General features: G+C 73.9%; 5 protein-coding genes and 2 pseudogenes. 4 read left to right on the forward strand and 3 right to left on the reverse strand.

Translation table 11 applies throughout. From position 1 onward, the window contains the following. Positions 1-15: 15 nt before the first annotated feature. Together ACPCK6_RS24550 and ACPCK6_RS24555 are read right to left on the reverse strand one after the other, a co-directional pair. Complete coding sequence (locus ACPCK6_RS24550) at positions 16-630, reverse strand: HD domain-containing protein (protein ID WP_423482348.1); 615 nt, start codon at positions 628-630, stop codon at positions 16-18. A gap of 88 nt (positions 631-718) precedes the next feature. Beyond that, entirely contained in the window at positions 719-2,170 is a 1,452-nt protein-coding gene (locus ACPCK6_RS24555) for an LVIVD repeat-containing protein (protein ID WP_396883636.1), read from the reverse strand. Between the two features lie 138 nt (positions 2,171-2,308). On the opposite strand from ACPCK6_RS24555, the gene ACPCK6_RS24560 reads away from it, so the two are divergent. Together ACPCK6_RS24560 and ACPCK6_RS24565 are read left to right on the forward strand one after the other, a co-directional pair. Further along, positions 2,309-3,004, forward strand: coding sequence for a DUF305 domain-containing protein (locus ACPCK6_RS24560; RefSeq protein ID WP_423482349.1), 696 nt, complete (start codon positions 2,309-2,311; stop codon positions 3,002-3,004). 71 nt (positions 3,005-3,075) lie between these two features. Further along, positions 3,076-3,354 (forward strand): annotated as a pseudogene (locus ACPCK6_RS24565) (histidine kinase); the annotation flags it as partial. Between the two features lie 11 nt (positions 3,355-3,365). Here the strand turns inward: ACPCK6_RS24565 and ACPCK6_RS24570 are convergent. After that, on the reverse strand, positions 3,366-4,751 hold the full coding sequence (locus tag ACPCK6_RS24570; protein ID WP_396883638.1) for a serine/threonine-protein kinase: 1,386 nt from the start codon (positions 4,749-4,751) through the stop codon (positions 3,366-3,368). A gap of 508 nt (positions 4,752-5,259) precedes the next feature. On the opposite strand from ACPCK6_RS24570, the gene ACPCK6_RS24575 reads away from it, so the two are divergent. Both ACPCK6_RS24575 and ACPCK6_RS24580 read left to right on the forward strand, forming a co-directional pair. Then, on the forward strand, positions 5,260-5,895 hold the full coding sequence (locus ACPCK6_RS24575) for an RNA polymerase sigma factor (protein WP_262011675.1): 636 nt from the start codon (positions 5,260-5,262) through the stop codon (positions 5,893-5,895). Between the two features lies 1 nt (position 5,896). Then, positions 5,897-6,197, forward strand: a pseudogene (locus ACPCK6_RS24580) (hypothetical protein); the annotation flags it as partial.

Below are 6,197 nucleotides of genomic sequence, written 5' to 3' on the forward strand. Positions count from 1 at the left end.
GTGGCGCCGTGCCCCTCAGACGATCGGCTGCTGGTACCTGTCGGCGAGCGCGGGCAGGTCCGGCTCGCCGAACCGCTCGACGAGTGCCGCGAACCGATCGGCCTTCTCCGCCCCGAAGCGCCGCACGGCGACCGCGTAGGAGGCGGCGGAGACGAACGCCGGTGGCGTGGTCTTGCTGTGGAACTTGTCGGCGTACATCACGAGGTGTTCCTCGACGGTGCCGGCCGTGTAGTCGGCGGCCGGGATCGGCAGGCCCTGCCGGCGCACGTCCGCCGGGGTGATTCCGACGCCGGTGTGACGGGAACAGAACCGGGCGATCACCTCCGGCAGCCCCGCCTCCCGTGCCAGCGAGTGGCCCAGCACGCCGTGCCGTACGTAGTTCCGCTCGTCGAGTCGCCCGGCCGAGTCGTAGAGGCGGTAGACCCCGATGTCGTGCAGCAGGCTGCCGGCCCGCACGACGGCGGCGTCCGCGTCCACGCCGCTGCTGTCGAGCAGTTGTTCGGCGATGTCGCAGACGATCCGGCAGTGCGTCCAGACGAGGCGCAACGCCGCCCGGGACGGCGCGAATCGTTCGTGCAGGGCCCGGATCAGGGTGTCGCTCGGCACCGCCGTCCGGTCGTCGATCGTCACTGGTGCGTGTTTCCGTTTCCGTCCCGGAACCGCACCGGGCCCGGCGTCCCCGCGAGGGGGAGCACCGGGCCCGGCGACGGTCAGCGTGTCACCAGCTCAGGTAACCGGCCTGGGTCTGCACGTTCAGCTCGGGCACCAGCAGGAACTGCGCCAGCCAGGTACGCGGGTCACGCAGCTCCAGCACGTCCAGTCCCTTCTGGATGTCGCTGGAGTAGATGTGGCCGTTGTACCAGTAGGCCGACCAGGACCCGCCGGTACGCAGCTGCGAGGCGTCCAGCGGCCCGCGCTCCCAGTAGGCGATCTCCTTGGGGGTGCGCGAGTCGGTGAAGTCCCACACCGAGATGCCGCCCTGGTACCAGGCCTGGACCATGATGTCGCGGCCGGGCACCGGGATCAGCGAGCCGTTGTGGGCCACGCAGTTCTCCGTGTCGGCGTTGACCCGGGGGATCTTGTAGTAGCTGCGGAACTCCAGCTTGCGGGCGTCGCCGCGGCCGGTGATGTCGTAGATGGCGTCCGCGCCGCGGTTCGGGCCGACCACCTCGTTGCAGGTGGCCGCGCCGCCGCCGCCCAGCTCGTCGGTGAAGACGACCTTGGTGCCGGCGTTGTTGAACGTGGCCGAGTGCCAGAACGCGAAGTTCTCCGCGTCGGTGACCCGCTCGATCACCCGGGGCGCCTCACGGTTCTTGATGTCCAGCAGGATGCCGTCACCCATGCAGGCGCCCGCGGCCAGGTCCTTCGACGGGTACGCGGTGATGTCGTGGCAGCCGGTGGTGGCCGACGACTGACCCGGGATGCCCGGGTAGCCGCCGTCCGGGAACAGGTTCGGCGTGGCGACCACGGAGGCGGTGGTGGGGTTCTTCACCGGCACCTTGACGATGGAGATGGAGTCGTGCGGCGGCTGGCAGTCCGGGAACTCGGCCCGCGGGCTGTACGAGGAGACGTACAGGTAGACGTTCCGCTTGTCCTTGCCGGGCACCAGGGTGTGGGTGTGCGAGCCGCACGCCGTCTCCACCGACTTGATGTAGCGCGGGTTGCGCTTGTCCCGGATGTCGAAGATCTTGATGCCCTCCCAGGACTCCTTCACCGACGCCGACTGGGTGGTGCTGGCGCAGGAGTCGTCGGTGCGGGAGGAGTCGGTCGACAGGAACAGCAGGTTGCCGTGGACCGAGATGTCGTTCTGCGAGCCGGGGCAGAGCACCTGGGACACGATCGCCGGGCGGCTCGGGCGGGAGACGTCGTAGACGACGAACCCGTCGTAGTTGCCGACGAACGCGTACCGCCCCTGGAAGGCGATGTCGGTGCCGAGGGCGGCAGTGGTGTCGAACGGCGCCTGCTTAGGCAGGTTCGCCACCTGACGCAGGTTGGGGCTGCTGGAGATCTCGTCGACACCGGGGACGGCGTTGTCCACGGTGGCCGGCGCGGCCTGGGCGCGGGGGATCTCCTGCGCGCTGCTCGGGGGCGCGGTGAACACGCCGGCGAGCAGCAGGCCGGCGGCGGCCAGGCTGACGATCCGGATTCGGGACGTGCGGATGCTGATCATCGGCAACACCCTTCGAAAGGGGGTCATGATTCGCCACACCTTACCGATTTGAGACGGCCATCAATGTGAGCTGGGTCACACTTGGGAACTTTCGTCTATGGATAGGATCGCTGTCACCTTGACCGGAGGAGGCGTCGTATGACCAGCCGGCAGGCTCGTGTGTGGGTGGGCGTCACAGCGCTGGTGACCCTCGTGGTGGTCGGCGCACTGGCGCTGACCGGGCGCGAGGACACCCGTACCCCGGAGGCGGCCGGAACCGCAGCGCCGGCCGCGCCGAGCGCGAGCGCCGCCGGGTCGGCGCCACCCGTGGTGGTACCGGGGCGCCCGGGGGAGCCCGCCGCGACCCGCCCGGCCGAACAGGTCCGGGGCGCCACCACGCCGCGCTGGAACAGCCTCGACGTCTGGTACGTCCGGATGATGATCCCGCACCACGAGCAGGCCCTGGAGATGGCCGCCCTCGCGCCCGAGCGTGCCGCCGACGCGCGGGTGCGCGCCGTCGCCGACCGGATCCGCGCCGCGCAGGGCCCGGAGGTCGGCCTGCTGCGCGCCTGGCTCAGCACGCGCGACCTGCCCGCCGACGTACCCGGGCACGACCACGGCAGCATGCGCGGGATGCAGTCCCCGGAGGCGATGCGGCGGCTCGCCGACGCCCGCGGCGCGGCGTTCGACAGGCTGTTCGTGCAGATGATGTCCGACCACCACCGGGGCGCGATCGTCATGTCCACCGACCTGCTGAAGGTCGGCGTCGACCAGCCGATGCAGGAGTTCGCCACCTCGGTGGCCGTCGAGCAGTCCGCCGAGATCAGCCGCATGCAGGCCCTCCTGAGCCGCTGACCTGGGAGCGGGCGGGGGGCAGGGCGGGCCTGGGCTGGGGGATCGTGAACCGCCTGATCCTCGGTCGCACCCTGATCGTCGGCGCGGTCTTCCTGGCCGGACTGAACCTGCGGACCCGCCGGCTCTACGTGCTCAGCCTGGAGGAACGCGCCGCCACGCTGGCACGGGAACGGGAGGCCGAGGCGCGCGCCGCCGTCACCGAGGAGCGCACCCGCATCGCCCGCGAGTTGCGCGACGTCGTCGCCCACCGCATGGCGGTGATGATCGTGCAGGCCGACGGGGTGCGGTTCACGCCCGACCGGGATCCGGCCACCGCCCGGGAGGCGGCCAAGGTGGTCGCCGACACCGGCCCGGCGGTGGGTCAGGGCTGGGTGGCCGGCTGCCCGCCGGTGTCACCGCCGCCGCCCGTGCCGGTGCCCGGGTCGGCGGTGGTCGGGTCCGGCGCCGGTGGCGTGGTGGGTGCCGTCGTCGTCGGCGCGCTCGACGGCGTGCTGCTCGGCTCGGCCGACGGGGCCGGCTCGTCGGTCACGCTCGGCTGCGCCGACGGGGTCGCCGAGGTGCTCGGCGTCGCCGAGGGCGTGGCCGACGGCCGGCCGCCCGGGCCGACCGGGCGGTAGGTGTACTCGTCGACGGCCGACGGCTCGTCGGCGACCGGCTCGGCTGCCGGGTCGCTCGGCGCCACCGCGGGCGCCGTCTTGTCGATCTTCGTGGCCGGTTCGGCGGTGTCGTTGGCGGCGGCCACGAGCGCGCCCAGCGCGCCCATCGCCACCAGCACCGCGCCCAGCGCCCCGACGAGCGTGCCGCGCCGGCCCCGCCGCCGCGACGTCGCCACGGCGGCGCCCGGGCGGACCGCCGGCTGGTCGTCGCGGGACCGCGCCGAGCCCGCCGCGCCGCGCAGCGCCACCGTCGCGGTCGGCGAGTCGGTACGCGCGGCCCGCGCCGCGTCGGCCATCGCCGCGGCGCTCGGGTAACGGTCGGCCGGATCCTTGGCCAGCGCCCGGGAGACCAGCTCCCGTACCGACGCCGGGATCTCCGCCGGCAGCTCCGGCGGTTCGTCGTCGAGATGGCGTACGGCCACCTGGAGCGGGTTGTCGCCGGTGAACGGCGGGCTGCCGGTGAGGCAGCAGTACGCGACGGCGCCCAGCGCGTACACGTCGGTGGCCCCTGAGACGGGCCGGCCGGCGGCCTGCTCCGGCGCCATGTAGAGGGCGGTGCCCGGCACCGCGTTCGTGCTGGTGATGCTCGTGACGTTGGTCGAGCGGGCCACCCCGAAGTCGACCAGGACCACGGTGCCGTCGTCCTGCACGAGCAGGTTGCTCGGCTTCACGTCCCGGTGCACGATGCCGCGGCCGTGCGCCGCGTGCAGCGCCTGCGCCACCTGGGCCACGATCGACATGGTCTCGGCGACCTCGAGCTGCCCGGCGGATTCGATCCGCCGCGACAGCGGCTCACCGGCGACGAACTCCATCACCAGGTAGTCGGCCCGGCCGCCGCCGGGCAGGTCGTCCTCGCCGCAGTCGAAGACCTGGACCACGCCGGGGTGGCGCAGCGAGGCCATGATCCGGGCCTCGGAACGGAACCGGGCGATGAAGTCGGGGTCGGACACCAGGGCGGGAAGGAGCACCTTCACCGCGACCGGGCGACCGAGGACAAGGTCGGTGGCACGCCAGACGTCGCCCATGCCGCCGGTGGCGACACGGTCATCCAGGCGGTACCGACCGCTGAGTACGACGTCTGAGGACAGCACCCCCATACCGTACCCACAGCAGGCGCGAAGTATTTCCCGCGATATCCGTGGCCGGTCCGGCCCGGCCGTTCGGGCGGGTGTCCGGCACCCGGGACGCCGATCGGCTGATCGTGATCGCCCCGGTACGATCGGCCAGAAAGTGACGTGCCCCCGCGCTCGCGGCCCGCCGCCCCGGCGGGCGGTCCGATCCGCGGAGCGTCGTGACCGCTGTCGGTGTTACCCCGACACGCCGGTGACGCAGGTAGACATTTCTCTCTGTTTCTCCGCCGTGCGGAGGCTTGCCGAGGCACCCCGCCCGCTCCGGCGTCGGCCCGACTCCCAGCCGCCCCCGGACGCCGGTACGGTATGTCCCGCCGACGCCGGTGCCGCGCGGCGGTGTCCACGGCGCACCGCACCCTCGTGCGGGTGCCTGATTCAGCTCACCGGGGGGCCGAGTGCGGATGGCGGTGTGGTCACTGGCACCCGTTGACGCCCGGCTCGGGGTCGTCATCCGGGTGGGGCGGCGCGCGTGACGGCCGAACTGAACGAGGCGGTCGCCGCGGCGCAGGCGGGGGACGAGGAGGCGTTCCGGTTCCTCTACCGCAGCCTGCAACCCGCGCTGCTGCGCTACCTGACCGCCCTCGTCGGCGCCGACGCCGAGGACGTGGCCTCGGAGGCGTGGCTCCAGATCTCCCGCGACCTGCCGTCGTTCACCGGCGGCGAGTTCCGCGCCTGGGTGGTCACCATCGCCCGCAACCGGGCCATGGACCATCTGCGCCGGCAGCGGCGGCGGCCCTCCGTGCCGGTGCCGGTGCAGGCCCTCAACGACCTGGCCGCCGACGTCGACACCGCCGACCGGGCCGGTGAGGCCATCGCCACCGAGAGTGCGCTCGCGCTGATCCGTACGCTGCCGCCGGCCGAGGCCGAGGCGGTGATGCTGCGGGCCGTCATCGGCCTGGACGCGGAGACCGCCGGGCGGGTGCTGGGCCGGCGGGCCGGCGCGGTGCGCACCGCCGCGCACCGCGGCCTGCGCCGGCTCGCCGCGCTGCTGGAGCGCTCGGCGGCGCAGGCCGCGCCGGAGGACACCCGGGACGCCGTCGCGCCGCGTCCCCGGACCGAGCGCCAGGTGCCGCACGCGCCCGAGGCCGAGCCGGCGGAGGGCTGACGTGAGGGGAGACGACGGCATGCACGCTCGCCGGTCCGGCGGGCCCGCCGACCGGGCGGAATCCGACCGGCTGCTCGACGCCGCTCGCGCCGGCTCGCCGCCGGGCGCCGACGCCGACCCGCTGACCCGGCTGCTGTCCGCCGCGGCCGGACCGGCCGGCCCGGACGAGGTCGCCGGGGAGGAGCAGGCGCTCGCCGCCTTCCGGGCGGCCCGCGCCGGGACCGCGGCGGCGCCGGTGATCGCGCCGCGCCCGCGCCGGCGCCTGCGGGTCGCCGCCGCGCTGGCGGGGCTCGCCGCCACCG

It is taken from the genome of Micromonospora sp. AB353 (genome assembly GCF_049538395.1).
GTDB classification, from domain to species: Bacteria; Actinomycetota; Actinomycetes; order Mycobacteriales; family Micromonosporaceae; genus Micromonospora; species Micromonospora aurantiaca.